The organism is Psychrobacillus sp. 05T411, from assembly GCF_056396485.1.
Genome location: NZ_JBFTLO010000008.1, coordinates 261,131 through 286,958, shown reverse-complemented (window position 1 = coordinate 286,958; position 25,828 = coordinate 261,131). Strand labels below are relative to the sequence as shown.

The following is a 25,828-nucleotide window of genomic DNA, read 5'->3' as shown; positions in this document are numbered from 1 at the left end:
GTTTTAAAAATAAATTTCCCTATCTCCCTACAAAAACAGGTTTTTGTTTATTTCTGAAAGCATTTATCCCTTCTTTGTGATCTTCCGTTTGCTGTAGAATTGTTTGCGAATAGCGTTCTGCTTCCAATGTTTCTTCCAAAGTTCGTTGACTCGATTTATTGATGATTTCTTTCGTAAATATATTCGTATAGAAAGGCCCTGAAGCAAATTGTTCCGCTTTTTCAATTACAGTCGAAAATAGCTTCTCTTTTGGAATAATATCATTCACAATACGGTTTTCTTTTGCCTCTTCCACCAAAATCATGGATCCACTCAAAATCCATTCTTTAGCTTTATACGGTCCAACTAATTGGGGAAGAAAATAATTTAATCCACAGTCTGGTATAAGCCCAAGTTTATTGAAAGCAAGTCCAAACTTAGCATCATCTGACGCGTAGACAATGTCTGCTGCTAAAGCTAAACTAAATCCGGCACCAACTGCATAGCCTTCTACCATGGAAATAACGATTTTATCCATGTTATAAATTTTTGAAATTACTCCGCTAAACAATTTCATATGATTAAAGGTTCCTAGAATGGTTCGATTCCCCATCCCCTTAACACTACTACCAGAACAGAAATTACCGTTTTCTCCTTTCAAAATTATGACCTTCACTTCCGGTGACTTCTCACATTCTTGTAAAAGTTCCAATAGTTTTTCCCGCATTTCAAGCGTCATTGCATTCAGTTCTTTTGGATTATTAAGAGATAAAATAGCAACATTATTATTCAGTTCATATTTAATACACGATTCCAATGTATTTCCTCCTTTTTGAACGCTGTCATTTATCAAGTTAATTTTTTTCAACACGAAACTCAGCTGACACTTTTACTTCTTCCCCATTTTTGGCAGAAGCAACACACACCCATTGGTCATCTTCCTCGCCAATTATTTCACCCATAATTGTTATGCTTTCTCCAGGCCTAGTCATCGCTTTGAAACGGACTGAAAACTCTAGCAGTTCCTTCTTTGGGAACCAAGTTCCGATTGCTTGTCCTACAAACCCCATAATTAGCATTCCATGTGCGATGACACCACCTAAACCTACTTTCTCTGCAAAAGGAACTACTGTATGAATAGGATTGAAATCACCTGATGCACCTGCATAACGAACGAGTTGAGTATGTGTTATTTCTTCCTTTTTCAATGTTGGAAATTCATATCCAATATGCATTTGTATCCTCCTTAATGTCTCTCAATTATTGTTGTGTAGCCAATAATTGCCGTTTCCTTTTTCTGATTTTTGTATTCTCTTTTTACAGTATAAAAGTCCATACCTTTCTTAGTTTGGATTTCTGTAATTTCGGTTGTAACGGTAATCTCATCGCCGACTTTAATACTTTTCAAATATTCATATTTTTGACCGCCATACAGAACTTTTTCAAGGTTTAACCCAAGCAATTGTCCGTATGGAGTTTTTCCACCCCAAAGATCGATGATTGTTGCTATTGTAGGTGGCAGCATTTTTCCAGAAGTGTATGCTGGATTTCCATCTCCAATTGCCACCATCAATTCTTTTACTTTTCCTAGTTCTAATTTAAAAATAAATTCGTCGAAAGTTGTACCTACCTCGATTACCTTACTCATTTGGTTTCCCCTCCATATTGCCTGATTTATTTAATCTTTTCAGGACTAAATAACCACAATTATGAATATTCGGACTATTAACTTCAAAAAATTAAGACATTACTTTGAATGCCTCATTTTTTGCATATAAAATATTAAGCCCAATAAAAACAAGTAACTTTTTAAAAAAACTTGTTGATTCTTCTGCTTTTTATTTTACATACAAAAATAGTTATTATAAACGTTTTATGGAATATTCAGAACAACCTAACAAAAAAATAATTATTTGTTACACTATAATTCTAGTACGATAAGCTTAAGGTTCAGATGAAATCTATAATATATACATAAACGAATGCAATACATGTAACAACGAGAAAATAGATCCCATTCCACTTATAAGCAACAGTTATTCCATGTGCTTTAACATTTTGACTAATTATTATATTCAATGCATTCATTGGACTAATTGACGCAGACAACATCCAAGAAAATATGCACATAAATGCAATAGTTATCGGGTTAAAGTCAACTTCAGTTCCCATAAGTGTCGTTAGGATTATTGGAACCACAATAATTTGGTGAACACCTATCATCGACATGGATATGACAATTAGTAGAATAAACAAAAACAGTATTGCTAATGATTCGTGGACTGACCATTCCATTACTTTTCCCAATACTTTAACCATCGGTGTGTTTGCAATTGCATTTCCAAACAATCCTGCACTTAAAAATAGAGTGATTTCCATCCTATACCCTTGCAATAAATTATTTTTGAATAAGTTGCATTCATATTTTACAACGTCCCATTTATTTCTTGCTAAAACCCAAACACTCGGAACTATAATACATATAAAGCTTACTAAAAGTAACATCGGTTTATGTAGGATTGCCTCCATTCCTATTAATAGGAGAAGAACACCTAGGAAAAAGATGAGTAGATAAAAAATGTACTTATAATGAGATTTATCAGCATTATCGTTTCCAATTAAACGCTTCGTTTTCAGTAAAGTAACAGCATTTGGCCGAAGTAGTAATGTTGCTACAATGACCTGAATGAATGCAAACAATACTCCTACCAAGATGTAGGACATATAAGAAATATCTAGTAAGTATATGATCAGACCTACAGAAGCAAAGAAAGGTGACCACACGATAGCAGACGTAAAACCTGTGTAATAGGCACTCGACAACGTTTTAGGTTGAATCCCGATATTCTCGACTAAACCATGGACCATACGTATAGATCCCATGTTTAGGATGGGTGCCAATAAGAGCATAAAAGAAGTTACACCATAAAAGTTTTTACGTTCRTCCTTTATATTTCTTGTAAAACTCAATACAACCGGATCAATAATCCCTTCACGTTTCAATGGTATTGAAATAAGAGGTGCTAATATTAAAACTGCCAACAATGGCATGTTTTGTGAAATCCCTTCGAATAACTCTAAACCATGTTTACCATTTATTAAATGGATGACCATTCCTGTGATAAAAAGAAATAATGTAAACGTTCGCATTTTTTTCTCTGTCTTTAAAACTATCACGATATAAACGGCGACTGTTACAAGAAGAAATAATACACTTAGTACTTTATTAGAACTATAGGAGTCTATCATATACAGGAAACACATAATCATGATGAGAGTAAAACGTAACATTTTTAACCCTCTCTCTACTGTATTCTTCAGTTATGTCCTCCTTTTAGTCTTAACCGAAGAGTAGTAAAACGATATGAAATTCAAGTTGCTCTTCTCAAATAGTAGATTTCAATAAATGAATATCTATTTTTTGTAGTTACATGCAACCCCATTATATTTAGACAAGATACAAAATCTTAAGAATCATGGTTTTGAAGATTTTCAATGATTGTTGTAATTCCTTGCCCTCCACCAATACATAATGTCACTAGTCCATATTTTGACTTTCTTCTAGATATTTCATGAAGTAACTTCGTCATCAATATTGCTCCCGTAGCGCCGATCGGATGACCAAGTGCAATTGCTCCACCATTAACATTCACCTTATCAATATGAATACCTATTCCTTTAATGACAGACAATGCTTGTGCAGCAAAAGCCTCATTCAACTCGATCAAGTCAATATCATCTATTGTCAATCCACATTGTTCTAACGCTTTTTGAGTTGAAGTAATTGGACCAATTCCCATAATTTCCGGAGAAACACCACTTACGGCTTGAGCTATAATTTTCGCTTTTGGTTTTAAGTTATATTCATTCATTTTTTCCTCTGACATTATAAGAACAACTGATGCACCGTCATTTCTTCCACTTGCATTTCCCGCAGTAACTGAGCCACCCTCTTTAAAAACAGCACGAAGTTTTGCCAATTCTTCTTTAGTAGATTTCCTTGGGTGTTCATCGACTTTAAACAAGCTGCGACTATTTTTCCCTTTCACCTCGATTGGCACGATTTCCTCTTCAAAACGACCTTCAATAATTGCAGATTCAGCTAGCAATTGGCTTCTCATTGCAAATTCATCTTGCTCTTCCCTTGTAATCCCATATTGCTCTGCCAAATTTTCAGCAGTATACCCCATTGTTAAATCTCCGTACTTTTCACTAGGTTGAGAACATGGTTGACTTTCTGTGTTGGGATCCAATAATAAACCGTTTCCAACTCCAATACCATAACGTGCTTTTCGGATATAATACGGCGCCGTACTCATACTTTCCGCTCCGCCTGCAATTATTACGTTAGATAATCCTAGCCTTATTTGTTGGTCTGCGTTATTAATCGCCTGTAAACCAGAACCGCATTGACGATGCACTGTGTAGCCTGGTACAGTAACTGGTAAGTCCGCTTTAAGTGCTGCTAAACGAGCCAAATTCGAAGTGTCCGCGCTTTGTTTTGCCTGACCCAAAATAACTTCATCTACTTCGATTTCGGTATTAATTCTTACCATTAACTCTCGAATAACTTTTTCCGCCAAGTGGTCGACCGTAATATCTTTTAAAGAGCCACCCATCCTACCAACTGCTGTTCTTACTGATTCAACAATAAAGGATTCTCTCATTTTCATAGCTCCTTATTTTTATAACCGCGTTTAAGTTCACTAGCAATTATATTTCTTTGAATCTCAGAAGTACCTTCATAAATTTTTGTAATTCTTGCATCGCGATAATATCTTTCTATAGGATAATCTTTCATATAACCCATACCACCATGAATTTGCAACGCAAGATCAGCTACCTTGTTATATACTTCAGAACCAAACAGTTTAGCAATTGAAGCTTCTTTTACGACCCTCATATTTTGGTCTGCCATCCATGCAACCCGGTACGTTATTGACTTTAACACTTCGATTTGCATACTCATTTCAGCAAGCATATGTTGTACCGCTTGTATATCAACGATCTTTTGATCGAATTGTTCACGTTCATGAGCATATTGAAGAGAATGCTCCAACAATCTGATACAAGATCCAAGATTCCTTGCAGCTAAACCCGCTCGTCCGTTCGCAAGTATTTTCAACGCATTAATATACCCTTGATTTACGTCTCCTAACACATTTTCCACCGGAACTTCCATATTGTCGAAGAACAGTTCGGCAGAGTGAGAGCCTCTTAATCCCATTTTCTGCTCAACAGCCCCTACGATGAATCCAGGTGTATCTTTTTCGACAATGAACGAAGTGATTCCTTTCGCACCTTTTGAGCTATCAGTGACAGCCATTACTGTGAATATATGACCCTCGACAGCGTTTGTAATATAGTGCTTCGACCCATTAATCACATATTTATCGCCTTTTTTTACAGCAGTTGTTTTTAATTTAGCTGCATTTGATCCTGCACTTGGCTCTGTTAGAGCAAATGCCCCGATCCATTCACCAGTAGCCATTTTTGGCAAATACTTTTTCTTTTGCTCTTCATTCCCAAGTTCAACAATTCCAACAGACCCAATACCAGTATGCGCACCTATTAGTGTGGTAAAACCATTGTGCGTTTTTCCTATCTCTTCGTATATTGCACATTTGCCAACCAAATCAAGACCAAGTCCACCATATTCTTCGGGTATACTTAATCCGAATAGTCCCATATCTTTTGCCATTTCCACTATTTTTTGGGGAATTTCATCCTTTTCTTCAATCTCCATTGCAAGCGGTTCTACTTCTTCACGGACGAATTTTCTTATAGTTTCCCTTAATAGAATAACGTCTTCTGAAAAATTAAAGTCCATACCATTCTCCCCTTTTATCTATTAGTAAATTTCGCTTCCCTTTTTTCCAAAAAAGCTAAGGTACCTTCTTTTTTATCTTCTGTACTAAATGCAACTGCTTGGGATAGTTTTTCAATCCACATCGCTGCTCCTGAATCCAAGTCGAAACCTTTGTGTATTGAAAGTTTGACAAGTTGAATTGCCACCGGTCCTTTTTTCATAATGTCTGAAACAACTTTTTCAATGGTTTCAGTGAAACGTTCTTCTTCTGTAAAATAAGTGACTAAACCTATTCGCTCAGCTTCTTCTCCATCAATGATTTTTCCTGTCAAGATCATGTCAAGCGCTCTTCCCTTTCCAACGACCTTTGCCAGACGTATAGTACCACCTGCGCTTGGAATAATTCCCAAATTCAGTTCTGGTAGTCCAAACTTTGCATTCTTTGTAGCGATTCTAATATCGCATGCAAGTGCCAGTTCACAGCCACCGCCAAGTGCAAAGCCTTGCACAGCTGCAATTGTCACTTTGCTAGAGCTTTCAATTTTGGAATATAGACCTTGCATACCAGGAGCGAGCATTTCAAGTGCAGCACGTTCATGAAGTTGTTTAATATCTGCCCCTGCGGCAAAAGCCTTTCCACCATTGCCTTTGATCACTATCACCCTTACTGCCTTATCTGATTCCGCATCTGTGAATGCAGTATCTATTTCACTAAGTGTTTTCGAATCAAGTGCATTTCTCATTTCCGGACGGTTAAATGTCAGCCACATGATACCGTTGATTTTTTCTACAATTATATTTTCATAGTTTTTCAATTCAACGTCCCTCCCCATCCGATGTATAATCATAAAACCCACGTCCGCTTTTTTTACCGAACCTACCAGCTTTCACAAATTTAGTTAGCAATGGACTCGGACGGTATTTTTCACCTAGTGTATTATGCAAATACTCCATATTTCGTAAGCGGGTATCGAGTCCTACCAAATCAGCAAGCTCTAAAGGACCCATAGGATGATTAAGGCCTAATTTTATCGCTTTGTCGATATCCTCAGCAGACGCTACGCCTTCCATCAACATATTCATCGCTTCATTACCTATCAAGCAATTCATTCTAGAGGTGACAAAGCCGGGGAATTCATTCACTTCCACAGATTCTTTTTTCATTGATAAAGCAATGCTTTTTACAAATTCAACCGTTTCGTCCGATGTTTCTAACCCCCTAATTATTTCTACCAATTTCATTTTATGAACTGGATTGAAGAAATGCATTGCAACCACTTGATTTGGTCGTTTTGTTTGCGCTCCTATTTCAGTAGGGCTCATTGTCGAGGTATTTGTAGCCAAGATGGCTTTAGGCTTGCAGATGCTATCTAACTCGCGAAATACTTTAATTTTTAAATCCATTTTTTCCAAAACTGCTTCTATTACTAAGTCAGCATCTTTAGCCGCCACAGTTAAATCCGATTCATATAAAAGATTCTCTTTTGCTTCTATATATTGCTCCTTTATCAAATAACCATGTTGTAAACTCTTATCAAGCATTGCATTAATCTCAGTCTGGGCTTCAGCTAATATCTCATCGTTCAAATCGTTCAAAAAGACTTTAAACCCGGACACCACGCTCGTATATGCAATTCCTTTTCCCATAATACCAGCACCAACAACCGTAATTTGCTTCATGATTTACCCCCTGGTCTTTAACTTTTTAAGTCTAATTTCCCTCACTAAATATCTAATTTTTTTCTAGTCTTCTAATCTTTCTAATAATCGTAGATGCATCCACTTCTAGAACTTCCGCAATTTTTCGATAGGAGGCTTCCGTCTGACTTACCTGGGCAATTAGCTCCCTTTCCAATTCTTTCACTGCATCTTTTAAAGGCATAATTCTATTTACTACAATTGGTTTTTGTCGATTGATTCTTAATTGTTCTGCCTCATTTAATATGTTTTCTAATTGTTCACTTGTTACTATTTCTTCTGGTGCTTTTACAAAAATCTGTTCAATGTAACTGATAAGTTCCTGAACATTCCCTTTCCAATCGGAAGCCATAATAACTTTTAATGCTTCATCATTAAATTGTAATGTTTTTTTATATTTCTTTGAAAATAATTCAGAATAGACATTGACAAGCTCAGGAATATCTTCTTTTCTTTCTCTTAAAGGAGGTATTTCAATTGGAACAACATTTATTTTATAAAATAACTTTTCTCTGAATTTCCCTTTTTTCATTAAATCTTCTAGATTTTTATTTGTTGCTGCAATGATCCTTACATCTATCTTGATTGATTTTGTGGAACCAAATCTTTTGATTTCTTGCTCTTCCAATACACGAAGTAATCTATCTTGAGATTGGATGGATAGCCTTTCTATACCATCCAAAAAAAGTGTCCCTCCATCCACGTATTCAAAAACTCCTGCCTTGCCGTTTTTGTTTTCTTCTATGGTTTCTGTACTAGCGGAGCCGTAAAGTTGCTTATCTAATAAATCCGATGTAACCCTGTAACAATCTACTTTGGCAAAAGGTCTATCCTGTCTAATGCTGTACTTATGAATTAAATTTGCAACTTCCTCTTTTCCAACACCTCTTTCACCGCTAATCAAGACAGGAACATCCACTTTTCCGATCTGTTGTACCTTTGCAACGATACTCTTCATCTCTTTTGAGATAGCGATGAATTTTTCTTCCACTTTTTCTTCTTGAAGATTAGTCAAGATGAACTGAATTTGATCATTTTTTTGTTGCAAATCATAAATTCCAGTCATATCTTTCACATTAACTACCACTCTTTCCACTATGTTATTTGCATCTTTAATAGGGATTAAGGAAATGGTCAATGAATAATTATTAATCGTGTTATCCTCTTCAAATTTACAAGTTTCTTCTTTCTCAACTGCCTCTTTAATCATTTTATGAAAACTTCCGCTCTTTTTCTCTTCGTTTAAATATCTAAAATATAATGTATTAAAACTTTCATTATTTTTGATAATGTTTCCTTTTCGATCTGTTATGCATATCCCATCACTAGAGTTCTTCATTATTGTATCCAAGTCTTTTGCCAGTTGTTGGAACGAAACTAATTCACTTGAAAAATCATCAATTTCAGAAATGTCTTGAAAAACGCCTACCGCACCTACAAGTTTTTTATTTTCAAAAATAGGTGATCGATGGGTCAAATATAACCGATTCCCTACCCGATACTTTTCTGTATCCCTTTTTCCAGTTTGCAAGACATTTAGCAAACCACTCGGAGACACTACATCATTCAAAAATTTACCTAATGCAATTTCTTTTGTTGTAAGGGCCATTTCTTCCGCCCGCTGATTAATCGATGTGATGAGTCCTTCTAAATTAATTGAAATAATTCCGTTATGTGTGGAATTAAAAATAGCATCCAAACGGTCGCTTTCAATTTTGTTTAGTTTTGCAATTGCTTCTAAATAGTCATTTTTTGTTACAAAACCTAATATTTTTTCAAATTCATCAACTATAGGTAACAATTCATGTGTTGTAAAATCAATATTTTGTATTAGCATATTTTCTTTAATTAAATGAAAATTGGTTTTAATTATATCTCCAAAGACTTTTTTTTCTATAATCCCTTTTAACAAATCTTTATGTGTAAAATATCCAACCAATTCATCCTGGGTATTAAATACAAGTCCTCCATCCTCTTTGCAATAGAGTAAATTCTCAGCGACTTTATGAATGAAATCGTTTTCAAAATATTTTATTGAATTCTGCACCATTATTTCGTTTATTCTCATTTAATACACACCTTTATGTTAAATACTTAAAATCGCTCGAATGATTTTATGACACAGAAGATTTTGCCAATTCTAAATATTTGATTATTTCATGTTTTTTATTATATACATTCTTTCCGACCGTTGCAATAGTGCAAGATAAATTAATTTTAAATACATTTTTTAAATATAATTACTAAATAAAATATAATTTTGGCTCAACATTAAAAAAATATTGCAGTTTTGCAACACTCTATTGAACTTGGGATTTTTTTATCATTTACTTTAATCCGCGACCTTACTGTTCAATGTTACAATGAATCCTCAGGCGACCACTTGCTCTTAATCCAATGCCTGGCAGTATAATTCATTAGCAAGGAGACCTCACAAGAAACAAAAAACCCGTTCATCATTTTCTTGATGTACGGGCTTTGAATTCTAAATGTTTGCTACGAAGGAACACAGTACACATTTTCCTTCGCAAAAATGTTTATTCCAACATCAACCAAACGTCAGCATATGACCAGTTATTTGTATGATATAAAATTGGCTGGTTAAAGCTATATCACTAGTAATGAGTAAATCCAAGTAATTTGGATAGGGTTCAAAGCTAAACTGGACAACTTGTTCATACAAAAACATATATGCATCTGAAGTAGTAGTCGCAACTAGTATCCAAGCACTCCAAAAAACCGTTAGCAGTGGATACATCATGTGGAATCATCCTTTCCAAGCATTTGCTTCCATTCCTGCAAATAGCCTACCCATCCACATGAGTTCGAAACACAATTACAACATAAAGTGGAACTTTAATCAGCGGGAGCCTTACTACTCGTTAATGCGGAATAAACTGCAATTCCAACAAATCCACCTGCACTATCAATAAACACATCACTCACCTGCGCTCCCCTGCCAGGAACAAAAAGCTGATGCACTTCATCCGATATGGCATACAATATACAAATGGATAAAGCCAGTCCCATTCTCTTATACCCACTTCCCCCATTTAACCGCAAGGAATGTATCAGAAGCATACCTAGCACGAAATAAATAAAAAAATGAGCATTCTTTCGAACGAGATGATTTAAGTTTCCAACTATAAAATCCGACTGAGGGGCAACTTTTTCTACCGCCGATACAATTACTTCGGTTATCCCAGTGCTCAACTCGCTAGACTCATTAGCCGGTTGGTGCGAAAAATAAAATATTAAAGCCATCCATAAAACTACTACTATGTAAGAAAGAAATTTATTCATATTTTAGTCCCTTTTCAGCGATTATCCATTTTATTACTATTTTTTAAAAAACTAGTGAAGTTTATCAGACTGTAAATTAGATGGATCAAAAGATGATGTATATAGGAATGTCATCATCTTTTTATAAAGTAGTATCATTTAGTAGCTGCCACGCCTCTTTGGATTGTAGGAAATGGTCCGAAAAAGACACTATTTTTTCTGACGGTTCATGTTAAACTTTATTCTTCTCCAACAAGTTTCTTAGTTGCTCAGATAACTCTTCAATAAGATGATCCGTTTTAATTGAATCATTCTCATTTCCTCGAAGATAGCCATATTCTAAAATACGCTTGAATTCTTCTTGTAATTCTGCCGTTGTCATACAACAACACCTCCGCTTCAACTACATATTTATCAATCTACAAATAATAAACCTTCTCTCCATTATAATACAAAGTGAATAATATAAGGTCGAAATTAGTCGTAATCTTTAAGTTTAATGAAAATTTTGTGAGTTGTATGAGTAAATTGTGTGAGTGACTGTAGTCAGCCATCAATACAAATGAATGATAGAAGCAATAAGGCACATAATAGAGATAATGCTTGGCACAGCAGAGTATCTACTAATTTTTACCCGAAGAGGAATGTCCAATTATAAAAAACGAGCCATAGTGATAGTCGTCTAACTCCAAGTAAACTTGCTCTTTTAAGAATTGGTTGCTTTCATCGGTAATTTGGTTGCTCTCGGATGAATTGGTTGCTTTACGAATAAATTGGTTGCTTGGGACGTTTAAATTTGTTTAGTTTCTTAAGCATGCAGCAAATAGGAGGAATTTTGAATGGAAGAAAAAATGGGCAGCATTGAAATAGGAGAAATCCTAACAGTATTAGATGAAGATGATCGCGAACAAGAAATTGAAGTAATCGGGCTTTTAACGATGGAAGATAAAGACTATGCAGCGGTTGCATTTGTAGAAGATGTGAATGCAGAAACAGACGAAGATATGGACGTGTTCTTTTTCCAAGTAGTTGAAGGGGAAGACTTAGCGGAAATTGAAACGGATGAAGAATTTGAAAAGGTTTCTGCCGCATTTCTGGAAGGGTCGGATAAGGAGAAGGAGGACTAGGAACACATAAAAAAACTTCCTTTTTATTCAGTACGGCTATAAAAAGGAAATAGTCTACCCTGTTTGATCATGATTATGGATATATAACTTTTATAAAAAAGAAGCGGCTGAAGATGAAATTTCAGCCGCTTTATCATGCTCTCTTTATTATGAATATTCAGTCGAAATTGTTCCAATATTTCTTGTGATTCATAATGCTGAAAGTTTATTATAATTGTTTTATTTAACACTCGAATACTTCAATCACCTAAAATTTTCTTCCTGACATATCTTAAATGATTATACATTTGTTTGAACGATTCATGCGGATCCCTTTTCTTTAATGCATCATATATAGCTACATGATGCTCAATTGTAATAGTAGGCTCACGATAAGTTATCAAGCTATCCGTTTTTTCATGTGTGATAAGAAGGGAGTCAATCATCCCTTCTACTACAGGATTGTTTGCACTTTGCGCAATAAGCCGATGAAATTCCTTATCTAATTTTCCATAATCACTATTTGGATTTTCTTGAATTCTATCAATTGTTTCTTTTATTTTTCCAAGTTGATCATCGGATATTTTTTCAGCTGCAATGGTGACAAGTCCCAATTCTAAAGCCATTCGTGCTTCTATAATAGCAGGGACATTATTAATGGACAATGCGAGCATTGCTTTGAACGGACTGCTTCCCACTTTATCATTGACAAATGTTCCACTCCGAGGTCTTCTTGTTATAATTTCTAGTGTTTCCAATGAGCCTAGCGCCTCACGTAGTACTGGGCGACTTACATCAAGTTGTTCCATCAAAGACATTTCAGACGGTAACTTATCGCCTGGCTTAAATTGACCGCTCGTTATCATATAAATAACTTGTTCTATCACCTGCTGCGATAAAGTACTCCTACGGATGGTGTCCATTGTATGCTCCTTCATTAAAGTCCCTCCTTTCGATAAAAAAATCGTGATTTTCTATTTAATAATTATACACTAAAATACCATACAAATTTCACAATACTATGTAAAAAGAAAGGGAAGTCGTTATATTACTACATTCTCCCCCTTTAATCATTCATTCCTTCAAATATTTTAACTCAATCCAGCTAAAGACGGTAGGAATGTTGAAAACCACGGAAAATACGTTACAAGTAAAAGAACAACAACAATAGCTACATAAAATTTAAGCAATTGCGGCATAACCCTTTCCAATTTTACACTCGATACTTTAATACCCGCAAAAAGAATATTCCCAACAGGTGGTGTAATAGTACCAATACAAAGATTAAACGTAAGCATAATTCCAAAATGCAAAGGGGTCATTCCTAATGCTAAACAAACAGGAAGTAGTATTGGCGTGAAAATTAAAATTGCTGGAGTTAAATCCATGAATGTACCGACGAACAATAATAAAATATTTATAGCTAACAAAATAATAATTGGATTATCTGAAATTCCTAGTATCAAGTTTGCCATCATATCTGGTATTCCAGTAAACGACATAACCCAAGCCATGATATTAGATGACCCGATTAAAAACATAATTATGGCAGATAATTTCGCACTATCTATTAAAATAGCATATAACTCTTTGGAATTAATCGTTTTATAAAAAATTGTAGATAAAAGCAAACTGTAAACAACAGCAATTGCGGATCCTTCTGTTGCTGTAAAAACACCTCCAACAATTCCAAAAACGACAATAATAATTAGTAATAAACTTGGAATGGCATCGAGTGCAACTTTTACGAATTCATTTAAAGTTATTTGCTTTTTACCAACATAGCCTTTCTTTTTTGCATAAAAGAATGCAACAATCATGCAACTTATTCCCCATAAAACACCAGGAATCAAACCGCCAAGAAAAAGAGCGGCTACTGAAGTACCTCCACTTACCAAAGCATATGTGATCAATGCAGTACTCGGTGGTATCAATAATCCCGTGGGAGCTGTCGCAATATTTATTGCCGCTGTAAAATTCTCATCATAGCCTTCTTTTTTTTGAATTGGCCCCATAATAGATCCCATTGCTGATACTGCAGCTGTCCCCGAACCAGAGACAGATCCAAAAAGCATATTAGCAACTACATTCGTTTGAGCAAGTGAACCTGGTATTCTGCCAGTCAATGCGGTTGCTAGGTTTATCAACCGGACTGCGATACCACCTTTGTTCATAATATTGCCTGCTAGAATAAAGAATGGAATGGCCAATAAAGTAAAAATATTAATACCTTGAAACATTTTCAAAGCCGATGACGGGATTGCTGCAGAAAAACCTAATACTTGAGTGATTGCTAGTATCGATGCAACAATGAGTCCTATTCCAATTGGAATGCCGAGAAGTAATAGAATGACAATTGTAAAAAATATTAATAAACCTGCTGTTACTGCCACACTCATAGAATCCCCTCCTTTTTGCTCACCTTAAATTGTTGAATTAATTGGATAATATTAATGAAGTTATATACCACTATCAACACACCGCTTATTGGAAGTACAATATAAATCCATTCCATAGAGATATTCAATGTAGGAGAGATTTGTATTGCACCAACGCCTACAACCTGTGTACCTCCAAACAAAAAGACTATTATCGCGATAGACATGATGAGTAGCTCGGTAAAGATCGATAAAACAAACTGATTCATCCCTTTTAATCTGTCTGAAAGTATGGATAGTTTCATATGATCTTTTTGACCAAACACTAGCGCTGTACCGAGCAATGATACCCAAACAAAGGAATAACTTAGCAGATCTTCAGACATCGTACTTGGACTACTAAAAACATATCGTGAAATTACTTGATATGTTGCTAGTAGCGTCATAAAAGACAATAACACAGCGCAAGCAGCAGATAACACCTTATCCATTACGTTCTTTACTTTTTCCATAAAATACACCTTCTTTAGTTCTGGATTTGTTGAATCTTCTCATAAAGTGATTGTAATTCTGGATTGGAGGCCAATAATGACTCTTTTACTGGTTTCTGTATTTCTTCGAATAATTGCTTGTCCACTGTGATGAATTCTACCCCCATCTTCGTTGCTTCTTCTGTCACCTCTGAAATCCGTTTATCCCATGCTTCATTAGATACTTGACTGCTTAATTTAAATCCTTCTTGGAAGGCTTCTCTTTCTTTAGACGTAAGTGAATTTAAAAAGTCTGTATTTGCAACAAGCATATCAGTAAAAATCTGATGTTCTGTACGTGAATAGTATTTTGCAACTTCCCCATGTTTCATATCAACAAGCGCCATTTCAGGATTAGTTCCAGCGTCAATGACACCGTTCTGTAAAGCCGTATACACTTCACCGTAAGCCATGACTACAGCTGCCGCATCAAATCCTTGTACGAGTTTCACATTCGCTTCACTAGACTGAACACGAATCTTCAATCCCTTTAAGTCTTCAGGTGTTTCTATTTTCTTTGAAGCATAAAAATTATTAACTCCATTGGAAAACCAAGCCACCCCTTGAATCCCTTTGTCAGTTGTCGAATTATAAATCACATCAGTAAATTCTTCGTTGTTCATCACTTTACGGAAACTAGCTTCATCATTAAATAAGTAAGGTAAACCAAAAATCTTATATTCATTTGCAAAAGCTTCCAAATTACTCCCGCTAGTAGCTACCAAATCGAGTGATCCCATTTGTAACAATTCGAGTGCCTCGGAATTTCCCCCAATTACACCATTTGTAAAGAGTCTGATTTCGAATTTATCTCCCATTTCTTCTTCTACGTATTCTTTAAATGCTTTTAATCCAAGATAAATTGCATGACTTTCAGGCTGTACTGTTGCAACACTGATAATTCGTTTACTATTTGTATCCCCATTAGCGGAAGCAGAACATCCGGCTAACGCTATCACTAATGTAAGCAAAATTGTGATGGCTGTAATTTGATGTTTCTTTTTCACTTAATCACCTCGTTCTATATATTCTAAATACACAAATATTTGAAAGCGCTTACTTTTATTAGTAAATATATTTCATAAAAGCAGACTCTTGGTATACCTAATTTGCCTTTTGCAATATAAGTAGAATACCAAGAGTTCTCTGCTCAAAACTTCTTAAACTAGCAATTCTCCATCTTTCATAATATCTCGTCCATCTATATTACACGTAACAGTTTTGATAATCATATCTAAATGCAAAGGTGAATCGACATGCCCGCCAAAGTTTAAATTCTTTCCAATACCAATATGAATATTTCCAAATGATCCTTCATCCGGTGCCATATGCCCGCACAAGAAATTTTCTTTATTGAGCCCAAGTCCAAGCTCCGCAATATTGTAAACTGTTGGATCGTTAAACTCTTCTAACATTTTACGCAAAATATCTGCCTCACGTCCACCTGTTATCTCCGTAATGAAACCATCCTTTACTGTGCATGTAACAGGCTCTTCAATTAAATTTAGCAATGGATGTGGGATACTTCCATCAAATACTAATACACCATTTGCTGTTCCCTCAACTGGTCCAAGTGCAACTTCTGCATTTGGGGGAAATGAAGCAGATCCTGGGACAGTTGCTGTTCCATGATCCAGCACAGGTTCTCTTCCTTCTATGCTGCAAACCATATGAGTACCACCTGGAGCTGTAAGTGTAAATGTATTACCTTTATAAAAAGGGGCAACTCGATTAACAACTCGTGTAACCTCATCAAAATCCGCAGTTAATCCACCTTCTTCGAACATATGAAGTGCATAGTCTTGAAGCCCAATCCAACGTAATCGACCGTTTTTACTTGCACTTAAGCGTGCTTTTGTATGATACAAGGAATAAGTAGTCGCACCAAATGCAACATCACAGTTATTCAACGCGGCAGTAACAGCTTCTGTCGGCTCTGCACCGTGCCCTTCAGTTGTAGGCATAACAATCATGGAAGTTTCAAAAAAATGTTTTGCATGCTCATAAACAAATTCACCAATTTCTCTTTTATCATCATCTTTGATGATAAGTACTTTTTCTCCTTCTTTCAAATGCGTAATACTCGTAAATAATTGTTTGATACCTAATGGTAGGTCGTTCATATTCTTCATCAGCCAATTCTCCTATTCTAGTAATTTATACATTCTTCAATCATTACACTTGAACAACAATCTCCACTTCTACCGGTGTTCCTTCTGGAAGTGAGGATGTTCCGAGCGAAACCCTGCTATGTTTTCCTATCTCCCCAAATACTTCAATTGCTAATGCGGATACTTCATCCATCACTTTCGGTTGGTCAGTGAAATTTGGCGTACTTGCCACATAACCTTTAATATTAACAATTTTCTTCATAGAATCCAGACTACCCATCATATTTCGAACTGTTGCTAAACAATTCACGAAAGCAATTTTAGCTGCATCTTGTGCTTGCTCCAAAGAAACCGTGTCACCTACAATCCCTTTATATTTTAATACACCTTCGACTTTCGCTGCATTACCACTTACAAATATCAAATTTCCCGTTCTGACTCCTGCTTCAAAAATTCGCTTATTTGCTTGTGTAGGAAGTTTATACCCTTTACTATCTAAATTTTCTTCGTAGTTCATCATTTATACCTCCATTGTAGCGCTTACATTTTATTTAACAAACACTGTTTTGATAGCTGTGTAAAATTCTTTTGCAGCTTGTCCTTGTTCACGTGAATGAGAGCTAGATTGTTTCATCCCGCCAAATGGGGCTTGTAACTCAACTCCAGCACTTTCTGCATTGATACGCACTAATCCTGCATCCATTTCATTAATAAATGACAACATATTACTTATTCTTGTTGTAAAAATAGAAGCGCTTAAACCGTATTCCGAGTCATTTGCCAATTTTAGTGCCTCTTCAATTGTGTCAACTTTCATAAGCGCAAGAACCGGTCCAAAGATTTCTTCTCGAGCAAGTGTCATAGTGGATGATACATCTTCGAACACAGTTGGTTCAACGAAATACCCATTCAATCCTTTTTTTTCTACTTTTTCTCCTCCAAAAAGAAGTGTAGCCCCTTCTGATTTACCTTTTTCAATAGCTGAGAGTACTGTATTCAATTGATTTTCACTAGCAGAAGGTCCCATCCATGTTCCTTCTTCCATACCATCACCAACTGTAATGGTGGCCACTTTTTCTAAAAGCTTTTCTTTAAATTCTTCATAAACATCTTGTTGGACAATAACTCTACTCGTAGCTGTACATTTTTGACCTGATGATCGTAATCCACCACTTATAGTTGCTTCTACCGCTAAATCCAAATCCGCATCACTCGCAACTATTACTGGATTTTTCCCACCCATTTCAAGTTGATATTTGATACCTCTCGAAATAGCTGTTTCTGCAAGCTGTTTACCTACTGTATTAGATCCTGTAAATGTAAACGCATCTATTTCTGCATGATTGACCATTTCTGTTCCAATCAGAGAACCTGAACCCGTCACCATGTTTAGAACACCCGCCGGTATTCCTGCATCATGCAAACACTCGATCACTTTTGCGCAAGTCACCGCTGTCTCACTGGCTGGTTTAATAATGACTGTATTACCATAAATAAGTGCTGGTGCCATCTTCCACATCGGTATAGCTACCGGAAAGTTCCAAGGCGTAATAACGCCAACAACGCCAAGTGGTACTCTAGTTGTAAACATTAGTGCCTCACTATCAGTAGAAGGAATAACATCACCAATTGGTCGCATACCTTCTCCTGCATAATAACGTAAAATTGCTACACCACGTGCAGTTTCACCTTTTGCCTCTGCAAATGTCTTACCCATTTCTTTCGTCATAGCAGTTGCTACTTCTTCTATACGCTCTTCTAAAATAGCCGCAGCTTTTAGTAAATAATCACCTCTTACATTTCCAGCAAGTTTGCGCCAAGCTTTTTGGGCTTTTCTTGCGGAACTAGCGGCTTGGTCAAAGTCTTTAATAGAAGATAGTTGATAAAATCCGACTATTTCATCTTTTTTTGCAGGATTTCTACTTTCAGCCGTTTCTCCTGTTTCTGAAGCAATCCATTCACCATTTATATAATTTAAATATGTTTTCGTTTTAGTTATAGTTGTCATTTTAAATGAACCTCCTATTATATTACTCTTGATGGAACAGGATATTTTTCCAGTGCATGGTCAATGATCTTCTTCAATTGTTCATAATGTTCTTTTTCAACAGAAGCAATTGGTGCCCTAACATTCGTTGTCACTGGCAGACCAACAATTTGCATGCCCGCTTTTATAAGTGAAACTGCATAGCCCTTTTTCTGTTTACGAATTCGATGAATAGGTAAAATCACAGCTTCATGCAAATCATGTGCAACTTCTTTATCTCCATTTATAAGCGCTTCATAATACATAGCAGAAATATGCGGTATATAGTTGGAAATTGCGGAAGAATATGATGTAAAACCTAAGTTCACATATGCGGCCATTGTCACTTCTGCTAATGGCATCCCATTCACCCATTCCAAACGATTTCCAATTAGATGTGTAAATTCAGTATTATTCTCCATATTACCAACACCATCTTTGAACCCTACAAGTTGTGGTAGTTCACATAGTTTGACTAGTGTATTCGAATCTAGAATACAATTATCCCTTTGGTAGACGATTGCATTCAACTCCGTACTTTGGATAATCTTTTTCAAATAATCATAAATCCCGTCTTGGGAAGGATCAATCAAATATGGCGGTAATATTAAGTAACCTTCCGCTCCTAGCTCTTCAGAAATTTTAGCTTGTTCCAGAGCATGTGAAATATTGCCACCTACTCCTGTATAAAGAGGAATTTTTCCTTGTGTCTTTTTCACAGCAATTTCCACCATAGACCTATATTCTTCATTACTAATTGCATGTAACTCACCAGCCCCACATGCGACGAATATAGAACTTAATCCTCCTTCTATTAAAAATTCAATATTCTTACCCAATGCATCTAAATCTAGTTTCCCTTTCTCATCCATTGGTGCTACTGGAAATCCTAATATTCCTTTCGGTGCTTGCCTCTTTCTCATTGTCATACAAATTCCACCCTTCTAGTAATTTTAATAGTTATAATTTTCTATAAGTTTTATTGTAAGACAATTATATTGTAGTGTCAAATACTTTTTGAAAATTAAATAATAAAAGTATCTTCTATTATTTTCGAACAAAAAACACCACTTCTCTGTTTTCGAGAAGTGGCTATACTAGGGGTTTCAGTACTTGAGGGAGAGAATAAAAGATGCATTACATAAAATCGAAGAAACAAATAAACCAATCGTAATTGAAGCATTAGTGGATGAATACGAAATACCACCAACTATGGGGAGGTAATAAGATGGATAACAACAAGCGATATGAGTCCGGAAAACAAKCAATGGAAGAATTATTTTCCGAAGAAGTACGCGCTGGCATGGAAGGAATCAAAAATATCTCCCTCGACTTTTGGGAGATGTTAGTGTCCTTCGGATTTGGAGACCTCTACGGTAGAAATACCCTATACCACGCACAACGAGAAGTCATCACACTTACAACGCTTATCACACAAGGAGCGTTCGATCAGTTGAAAGTTCACTTACAAGCAGCACTAAACATTGGGCTTTCCAAAGAAGAAATTATAGAGCTCATCACCCACTGTGCCAGATACGTTGGTTTTCCAAAAGAAGTGCAGGCAATGGAAATTGCTGGGGAAATTTTTGAGGGAACAATAGAATAACAAATGAAGGTTAAATAGTGTATGTGTTGTGAATATTCCATTAATTAATAATGTGATACACCCTTCTGGCACAAAATATATCTATCTTTAGTGACACGAAGGACTAATTGCTTCGACTACCGAATTTAATATTTCTATAGGACAAATTAACCACACCAGAAGTACTTGGCCGAATAGGGGATTCTAGCAAGTGAATTGCCAGAATATTCTCCGACACAGGGACGCAATTTAATACAAATACCAAATAACGCCCACCTGTTCCTTAAGTGAGCGTGGTTTGGTGTGCCTATTTAACAGTGAATTGTAGTAGATTGCCAGAATAGGGTAGAACTTTTTCTAATAGGGGGCAACGTTTTCAGTCACCTATTATTGTAACCATTTTTTTTCGAAATCGGTTGCGGGTAGTGGACGACTGATACCATATCCTTGAGCGTAATCACAGCTATTTCCAGACAGGAAATGATATTCGTCCATCCCTTCCACTCCTTCGGCTATAACTTTCAAATCTAGTTGCTTGGCTATCGCTATAATTGTTTTTACAATGGCTTTATTCTCATCGTCTTTTGTCATACCAATAACAAATGTTTTATCAATTTTTAATGAATCAAGTGGATATTTGTTCAGATAGCTGAACGATGAATATCCTGTTCCAAAGTCATCCATTGATAGACTTATACCAAGTCCTTTTAATGCTTCTAACTTTTCAATCATCGCCTCTGCATACATCGCGATACTTTCCGTAATCTCTAACACAATATAGGCAACATCAAGTTCATTGTTCTCAATAGCGTTTTTCACCTTCTCTAAAAAAGTTGGATCTAGTAACTGCCTCACAGAAACATTAACACTTATCTCTAAAGGCTTATACCCAGCCTTTTGCCAACGAGCGTTTTGTTCAATTGCTGTATTCAGTACCCAGTGACCTATTGGGATAATCATTCCCGTCTCTTCAGCAATTGAAATAAATTCATCCGGTGGAACTTGTCCTAATATTTTGTTATCCCAACGTATAAGAGATTCCATCCCTACTATTTCATTTGTTTTTAAATCCATAATAGGCTGAAAATAAAGTTCAAATTCCTCATTATCTAGTGCGGTTCGTAATTGTTTTTCAATCATCATTTTTCTGTAAACTTCTTGATGCATTTCTGATGTAAACAATTGATAGTCATTTTTCCCTTTTTCTTTTACATGGTACATTGCGATATCTGCATGTTTTATTAATGTATTAGCGTCATTTCCGTCATTTGGAAAAATACTTATTCCAATGCTTGGTGTTATAAAGTAATCACTGCCATCTACCCAAAAGCCATTCTTAAATTGTTCCAATAACTCTTTGGCAAAAATTTCACTATCTACCTCATCATGATATGGAAGTAAAATAGTAAATTCATCTCCTCCAAGCCGATAAATTTTTGCACTAGAATGTCTTTTTTTTATTGATACTTCTAAACGTTTTGTAACTTCTACTAATAAGAGATCACCTACATCATGTCCGAGTGTATCATTAATGTATTTAAACCGGTCTAAGTCAAGAAACATAATAGCATTCTTACTTTCCTCGGTCTTAGCTTTTTCAAGAAAATTAATTAAATCCTCATTGAACATTCTTCTATTCGGTAACCCTGTTAAAATATCATGATTGGCTTGAAACTTTATATCATCTTCATATTGCTTGCGTTCGGTAATATCCATTGATACAGCAAGCAGCGATGAGCTGTCATTAATATTAATTGGGATTTTGACAGTTTCTAACCATATTGTATCTCCTGATTCGGCTGTTACGGCTTCCTCTTTAATGAAGAATTTTTCCGTATGTTTGAGCATAACCTTATCTTGAATGAAGGCTTGTTTCATTACACGGCTATCTTGTTGTATGTCATAGTCGGTTTTTCCAATCATATCTTGAATTCTCATTCCCATTAACTGTGCATATGATTGATTCACAAGTGTATATTGACTATTTTCGTCAAGTGCATAAATGTAGTTTGGGTTTAAATCTATGACTTGAAATAGAAATTTCTTTTGTTCAGATAGCTTCTCGTTCATTTTGTTTACTATTTCTAGATACATTCTACTCGAAAGTATTAAAAGGGAAATTGCAAAGACTAAGATCGCAATCGAACTAGGGTACAATCTTGTCGATGGGAACATATTCAAGAAGCCTATTACGTATGCAATTGACGAAAAGATATTAAAATAAACTAAAAATGAACGCATACTTCTATCTTGTACTTGTAAACTTATCAAAAAACAAATAATCATACTAAATATAAACAAAAGAACATTGGAATGAAAAAACCATGATAGCTCTCCATAAACAGGAAAATAATATATATTAGAACCATTTTGTATAGGTTCTAATCCACTAACCCCTTTATCATTCCATCCGGATATATAAATAAGTAAAGCCATCACATAAAACAATCGAACGTTAGTACGATTTACAAGAAATCGCCACTTTATTTTTAATTCGTTTGACAACATCTCATGAACAATTGTAAACGCTACATAGAAAAGAGTGGGCGGTATCATAATTGAGCCAAATCGAAAGAGCTTGAAAAGGATTTCAATAGTCTCTTCTTTAAACAGATCATACGAATGCAAAAATGCAACATCTAATTGCCAGAATGATGCCCACACGAGGAATATAAAAATTATTTTTGATAGATTATTTTTTTTGAATAAAACAAGAATCGTAATTCCTATACTTAAGGGAATACAAGATAACAATATTAAAAAAAGAAAAAACATTTAATGAACCTCCTATGCATGTGTCAATAGTAGACAAGCATTATTCCCGCTACTTCCATGAGTAGTTATGCATACGGAGTCTACTGCTTGATGTCTAGTTTCATAAACAATCGGTAAGTCTTCAAATCGATCCCATTGCACCAAATGAATGTCCTACCATTCCTTTTATTGAAGTTATTGGAACGTCCCCACCACAAGTTTTCATATGGATATATCGTACTGTCTAATCATTTATTTCTATACCAAGTGCCTGATTGTTCACATAGGATTGACTCCGCTCTAGAACGATCACACCAGCCCCCTCAGCTAAAACAAAGCCTCGATGCTTCGTTGAAAATGGAACTCCAGCTTGATTCCCATGAACACTTTTCAAAACAGTTTGAGTACAAATTCCATCATTCAATACATTAAAAAACTGGCCTTATTTAAAATACCAGGTGCTTTAATGCCATACCCTGTTATTAAATCTTCCAATTATTTCACCTATAAATTTCGACTTTACTCTATTATATATGACCTATTAAGGATAAGTCTATATTACCAGGCATTAGGAACTACAAACAGAAATATAGATACACGATGCACGAAAACTCAGCATAATGGTAACAATAACCAAACTCAAGGTGTGTTTAGATGTTTTAAAAAAGATGTTTTGGTTTCGTTGAAGCGGAAAAGGGAAGAGCTAAATGGCCCCGGTGCTACTTGCTCCAGTGTATCTTATGCATTTTTATCAAATGTAAGAGTAAAAAAACGCCCACTTGTTCGTCAAGTGGACGTTTTTTCATGCTTGCCTATTTAAATTGTAGTCCCTTATCAGAATGATGTAGAATCTTTTTTATGAGTTTTTCCAAACCTTGGTATGCCCGCCTTCTCCAACACCAGCATCCATCTTCGCTTCATGCTATCTAAATTCTTCCGTTTTTTTCGGTCTTGAATACCCCATCCAATACAAGTTCAAGGGTTTACGATGAACCTGCTTAATTCTAGTGACCATGACCATGGAAGGCCTCGTCATTTTTTATCCCAACCAGAAACGATTAGAAAAGCAATTGCAAAATATCGCCGAACTTATAAAATATGACCGTACCTCTCTAGAAAACATACCTTTAAAAACGAATATACGACTGAGAATATTGCCTAATTCTAAGAGCCATTGTTTCATTTACCAGTACAGGGTTTCTTCATCTGAATCACAGCAAATGAAAAAAGGTAATTATCAAAATCAAATACCTTGGATTAATCAAAGATAAACAGAAAATAACACTCCCCTATTAGTCAGGTGAGTGTTATTTTCCGTTTACTTATTTAATAACGAATTATGTTAAGAAATCCAAAAGTGCGGAATTGTTTCCAACTGTGACGCGATTCGCATGAATCATCCCTTACTCAAACATAATTTTAAATTCTACGTCTAATGCCGAACCATTGTCCACAGTGATTTTAAGCATAACGGTTTTCCCTTTTAGATCTGCTAAAGAATCCGCACCTGCTGGGAATGCTGCTGCAGTATATTCTAGAGCATTTATAGATGTTGGATTGAAACCATTCACTTTCGCCACACCTAATTGGCTCGTAAATGTTTGGTAGAATCCTTTTCCTAAAAATTTGGCAAGTCCTATGTCTTCTTTCACAGTTACGTTAAGCGAATTAGGTGCATTTGTGGAAGCAGTTGCTTGATCAGATTGCGTTGCATTCAGTTTAGCTACTAAACCAGCTACTTTTTCATTTAGGATTGCTTGTTGAGAAGATGTAACTGAAGTATAGCCAATTGTAGTTTTTAACTTAGCTACCTCTTCTAATAATGACTCAACGAATTTGTTTGTAGATGCATTTGGCAGACGGTCTAATAGTGCTTCGATTTCCGCGAACTTAGTATGCGCCTCTGCTTTTTTGTCAGTTTTAAATAAATCGTTTACTTCTACACTCTTCATGTAGATAGTAACTGGCACCATTAATGCATCACGTTTTGCATCTGCCGGCTTCTTATACTCTTCTAATAGAAGATCACGAGCTGCTTTACCAGAGAAACGGTATAGAATGGCTGTTCTGCCTTTAAGTTGGTAGGATAGTTTGTGATACGCTTGTTCCACTGCTGCAAAGTCATTTCTTGCTTCAGCAGCTTCGATTTCATCCATGATTGGCACTAAATATTTTGTTGCATAGTTATATGCATCAATATAAGATAGTAATCCTCCTGAAACTTTTTCCTTGTAAAGTGTATCAATTTCTTTCAACTTCACATTCTTTTGTGCAGTAGAAAGTTTAGACGAAACTACCGTACTTCGTGTAAGTTCATAGTTTTTCTTTGCACTGTTTAACACAGGGTATAGTGCACTACTTGGTGCAAGTTTCCCTTCTAGTGACGGATACACATAGTGTGTCGTCGCTTTGTTCAGTTCCGCCTTCACATTGTTCACCGATTGATCAACTGAAGTTGCTCCAAGTGCTACCGATGAAAACGATAAAACGGAAGTGGTTAACAATACTGCCGCTGTTGTTTGTTTGATAAAACGTTTACGCATATTTCTCCTCCTCTATTCAGGTAAATC

24 protein-coding genes are annotated in these 25,828 nt (G+C 35.7%); 2 read left to right on the top strand and 22 right to left on the bottom strand.

From position 1 onward, the window contains the following. Positions 1-19: 19 nt before the first annotated feature. The 12 genes from AC1DFT_RS09210 to AC1DFT_RS09155 form a co-directional block, all read right to left on the bottom strand. Positions 20-796, bottom strand: a complete 777-nt coding sequence (locus tag AC1DFT_RS09210; RefSeq protein ID WP_477918885.1) for an enoyl-CoA hydratase/isomerase family protein — start codon at positions 794-796, stop codon at positions 20-22. Between the two features lie 37 nt (positions 797-833). Further along, entirely contained in the window at positions 834-1,214 is a 381-nt protein-coding gene (locus AC1DFT_RS09205) for a MaoC/PaaZ C-terminal domain-containing protein (RefSeq protein ID WP_477918884.1), read from the bottom strand. A gap of 11 nt (positions 1,215-1,225) precedes the next feature. Beyond that, positions 1,226-1,627: an FAS1-like dehydratase domain-containing protein gene (locus AC1DFT_RS09200; protein ID WP_477918883.1), complete on the bottom strand. Its 402-nt coding sequence runs from the start codon at positions 1,625-1,627 to the stop codon at positions 1,226-1,228. 302 nt (positions 1,628-1,929) lie between these two features. Then, positions 1,930-3,270 (bottom strand): hypothetical protein, encoded by a 1,341-nt coding sequence (locus AC1DFT_RS09195; RefSeq protein ID WP_477918882.1) that lies wholly within the window; start codon positions 3,268-3,270, stop codon positions 1,930-1,932. Positions 3,271-3,446: 176 nt separating this feature from the next. Continuing rightward, positions 3,447-4,646, bottom strand: coding sequence for a thiolase family protein (locus AC1DFT_RS09190; RefSeq protein WP_477918881.1), 1,200 nt, complete (start codon positions 4,644-4,646; stop codon positions 3,447-3,449). A gap of 2 nt (positions 4,647-4,648) precedes the next feature. After that, positions 4,649-5,809: an acyl-CoA dehydrogenase family protein gene (locus tag AC1DFT_RS09185; RefSeq protein ID WP_477918880.1), complete on the bottom strand. Its 1,161-nt coding sequence runs from the start codon at positions 5,807-5,809 to the stop codon at positions 4,649-4,651. Positions 5,810-5,823: 14 nt separating this feature from the next. Beyond that, positions 5,824-6,603, bottom strand: coding sequence for an enoyl-CoA hydratase/isomerase family protein (locus AC1DFT_RS09180; RefSeq protein WP_477918879.1), 780 nt, complete (start codon positions 6,601-6,603; stop codon positions 5,824-5,826). A 1-nt stretch (position 6,604) separates the two neighbouring features. Beyond that, positions 6,605-7,468, bottom strand: a complete 864-nt coding sequence (locus tag AC1DFT_RS09175; RefSeq protein ID WP_477918878.1) for a 3-hydroxyacyl-CoA dehydrogenase — start codon at positions 7,466-7,468, stop codon at positions 6,605-6,607. A gap of 52 nt (positions 7,469-7,520) precedes the next feature. Next, positions 7,521-9,554: a sigma 54-interacting transcriptional regulator gene (locus AC1DFT_RS09170; RefSeq protein WP_477918877.1), complete on the bottom strand. Its 2,034-nt coding sequence runs from the start codon at positions 9,552-9,554 to the stop codon at positions 7,521-7,523. 480 nt (positions 9,555-10,034) lie between these two features. Then, a complete protein-coding gene (locus AC1DFT_RS09165; protein WP_477918876.1) occupies positions 10,035-10,247 on the bottom strand; it encodes a hypothetical protein in 213 nt (70 codons plus the stop codon). 95 nt (positions 10,248-10,342) lie between these two features. Further along, positions 10,343-10,789 carry a VanZ family protein gene (locus AC1DFT_RS09160; RefSeq protein WP_477918875.1) on the bottom strand — a complete coding sequence of 149 codons (447 nt, stop codon included), beginning with the start codon at positions 10,787-10,789 and terminating at the stop codon, positions 10,343-10,345. Between the two features lie 211 nt (positions 10,790-11,000). Then, complete coding sequence (locus AC1DFT_RS09155) at positions 11,001-11,150, bottom strand: YwzD family small protein (protein WP_477918874.1); 150 nt, start codon at positions 11,148-11,150, stop codon at positions 11,001-11,003. Positions 11,151-11,619: 469 nt separating this feature from the next. On the opposite strand from AC1DFT_RS09155, the gene AC1DFT_RS09150 reads away from it, so the two are divergent. Then, a complete protein-coding gene (locus AC1DFT_RS09150) occupies positions 11,620-11,895 on the top strand; it encodes a DUF1292 domain-containing protein (protein ID WP_477918905.1) in 276 nt (91 codons plus the stop codon). A 239-nt stretch (positions 11,896-12,134) separates the two neighbouring features. Here AC1DFT_RS09150 and AC1DFT_RS09145 read toward each other — a convergent pair whose 3' ends face one another. The 8 genes from AC1DFT_RS09145 to kdgD form a co-directional block, all read right to left on the bottom strand. Further along, the gene (locus AC1DFT_RS09145) at positions 12,135-12,812 is read right to left on the bottom strand and encodes a FadR/GntR family transcriptional regulator (RefSeq protein ID WP_477918873.1); all 678 of its coding nucleotides are present in this window, start codon (positions 12,810-12,812) and stop codon (positions 12,135-12,137) included. Between the two features lie 153 nt (positions 12,813-12,965). Continuing rightward, a complete protein-coding gene (locus tag AC1DFT_RS09140; protein WP_477918904.1) occupies positions 12,966-14,267 on the bottom strand; it encodes a TRAP transporter large permease in 1,302 nt (433 codons plus the stop codon). Positions 14,268-14,269: 2 nt separating this feature from the next. Further along, complete coding sequence (locus tag AC1DFT_RS09135; RefSeq protein ID WP_477918872.1) at positions 14,270-14,764, bottom strand: TRAP transporter small permease; 495 nt, start codon at positions 14,762-14,764, stop codon at positions 14,270-14,272. Positions 14,765-14,778: 14 nt separating this feature from the next. Then, positions 14,779-15,789, bottom strand: a complete 1,011-nt coding sequence (locus AC1DFT_RS09130; RefSeq protein ID WP_477918871.1) for a TRAP transporter substrate-binding protein — start codon at positions 15,787-15,789, stop codon at positions 14,779-14,781. Positions 15,790-15,942: 153 nt separating this feature from the next. Continuing rightward, on the bottom strand, positions 15,943-16,914 hold the full coding sequence (locus tag AC1DFT_RS09125) for an aminopeptidase (RefSeq protein ID WP_477918870.1): 972 nt from the start codon (positions 16,912-16,914) through the stop codon (positions 15,943-15,945). Positions 16,915-16,957: 43 nt separating this feature from the next. Beyond that, a complete protein-coding gene (locus AC1DFT_RS09120) occupies positions 16,958-17,410 on the bottom strand; it encodes a RidA family protein (RefSeq protein ID WP_477918869.1) in 453 nt (150 codons plus the stop codon). A 30-nt stretch (positions 17,411-17,440) separates the two neighbouring features. Beyond that, entirely contained in the window at positions 17,441-18,901 is a 1,461-nt protein-coding gene (gene gucD / locus AC1DFT_RS09115) for an alpha-ketoglutaric semialdehyde dehydrogenase GucD (protein ID WP_477918868.1), read from the bottom strand. A 17-nt stretch (positions 18,902-18,918) separates the two neighbouring features. Continuing rightward, positions 18,919-19,842 carry a 5-dehydro-4-deoxyglucarate dehydratase gene (kdgD, locus tag AC1DFT_RS09110; RefSeq protein ID WP_477918903.1) on the bottom strand — a complete coding sequence of 308 codons (924 nt, stop codon included), beginning with the start codon at positions 19,840-19,842 and terminating at the stop codon, positions 18,919-18,921. A gap of 305 nt (positions 19,843-20,147) precedes the next feature. On the opposite strand from kdgD, the gene AC1DFT_RS09105 reads away from it, so the two are divergent. Next, the gene (locus tag AC1DFT_RS09105) at positions 20,148-20,525 is read left to right on the top strand and encodes a carboxymuconolactone decarboxylase family protein (RefSeq protein ID WP_477918867.1); all 378 of its coding nucleotides are present in this window, start codon (positions 20,148-20,150) and stop codon (positions 20,523-20,525) included. 366 nt (positions 20,526-20,891) lie between these two features. On the opposite strand, the gene AC1DFT_RS09100 is transcribed toward AC1DFT_RS09105, so the two are convergent. Further along, the gene (locus AC1DFT_RS09100; protein ID WP_477918866.1) at positions 20,892-23,279 is read right to left on the bottom strand and encodes a sensor domain-containing protein; all 2,388 of its coding nucleotides are present in this window, start codon (positions 23,277-23,279) and stop codon (positions 20,892-20,894) included. Positions 23,280-24,661: 1,382 nt separating this feature from the next. Next, on the bottom strand, positions 24,662-25,801 hold the full coding sequence (locus tag AC1DFT_RS09095) for a hypothetical protein (RefSeq protein ID WP_477918865.1): 1,140 nt from the start codon (positions 25,799-25,801) through the stop codon (positions 24,662-24,664). Positions 25,802-25,828: the final 27 nt, after the last annotated feature.